Source organism: Candidatus Hakubella thermalkaliphila, from assembly GCF_013281975.1.
Lineage (GTDB): Bacteria > Actinomycetota > Humimicrobiia > Hakubellales > Hakubellaceae > Hakubella > Hakubella thermalkaliphila.
The window spans coordinates 1-733 of record NZ_BLRZ01000403.1 but is presented as its reverse complement, the minus strand read 5'-3'; the positions used below and the strand labels follow the sequence as shown (position 1 = coordinate 733).

The window sequence follows — 733 nt, the reverse complement described above, 5'->3', positions numbered from 1 at the left end:
GGTGGTGGAAGGGCTGGCCCAGGCTATTGTGGCCAACGAAGTCCCTTTGCCCCTGCGGGCTAAAGAGCTCTATTCCCTCGATCTAGGGGCCCTGGTGGCGGGTTCTCGCTATCGGGGGGATTTTGAGGCGAGGCTAAAGAAGGTCCTGGCTGCGATTAAGCAACATGGAGAGATCATCCTCTTTATCGACGAGCTCCATACCCTGGTGGGAGCTGGGGCCGCGGAGGGAGCTATCGATGCCGCCAGTATCCTGAAGCCCATGCTGGCCAGAGGCGAACTGCAGACCATCGGCGCCACTACCCTGCGTGAATACAGAAAATACGTGGAGAAAGATAGCGCTCTGGAGAGGCGCTTTCAACCTATCTATGTGGAGCAGCCCACGGTGGAAGAAACCATCGAGATTCTGCAAGGGCTGAGGGATAGATACGAGGCCCACCACCGTATCGTCATCACTGACGAAGCCTTGGTGGCTGCAGCCAGACTTTCGGCCCGATATATTTCCGATAGATACCTCCCCGACAAAGCTATTGACCTGGTGGATGAGGCTGCCTCTCGGGTGAGAATTCATTATCTAGGCGCCCCTCCAGATCTCAGGGAGATAGAGTCTCAGATCAGAACGGTGAGGCAGGAGAAAGAGGCAGCCATCGAGGCTCAGGAGTTCGAAAAAGCAGCCAGGCTCCGGGATAGAGAGAAAAAACTTCTGGAGGAGAAAAGGAGAATAGAAAGCGAGTGG

Annotated in this window: 1 protein-coding gene; it reads left to right on the top strand. The window is 55.7% G+C overall.

The window, feature by feature from the left end; translation table 11 throughout:
• Positions 1-733: UvrB/UvrC motif-containing protein (locus HW443_RS12425; protein ID WP_176238363.1), on the top strand; the 733-nt coding region annotated here is incomplete at both ends.